This is a genomic window from Streptomyces sp. AC512_CC834 (genome assembly GCF_019049325.1).
GTDB lineage: Bacteria > Actinomycetota > Actinomycetes > Streptomycetales > Streptomycetaceae > Streptomyces.
In genome coordinates this window covers 1-350 of the sequence record NZ_JAGMUO010000093.1, presented here as the reverse complement: position 1 = coordinate 350, position 350 = coordinate 1, and the positions used below count along the sequence as shown (strand labels likewise).

1 protein-coding gene is annotated in these 350 nt (G+C 72.6%); it reads left to right on the top strand.

Annotated features, from left to right (window positions below):
- On the top strand, positions 1–350 hold a 350-nt coding region (locus KUM40_RS27485), incomplete at both ends, for a substrate-binding domain-containing protein (protein WP_217168890.1).

Here is a 350-nt window from a genome sequence, read left to right as displayed (position 1 = left end):
CCGCCGCCCGCGAAACGGCCCAGGCCGCCGGCATGGAACTGCCCGACGAACACGTCGAACGGGCCATGTTCTCCCTCGAAGGCGGCCAGGCAGCCGCCACCCGCCTCCTCCAGCGCGGCGTCACCGGCATCATCTGCGCCAGCGACCCCCTCGCCCTCGGCGCCATCCGCGCCGCCCGCCGACGCGGCCACCACGTACCCCACGACGTCTCCGTCGTCGGCTACGACGACTCCGCCTTCATGACCTGCACCGAACCACCCCTCACCACCGTCCGCCAACCCATCGAAGCCATGGGACGCGCCGCCGTCGACCTCCTCTGCGCCCAGATCCAGGGCACCGAAGTCCCGCAC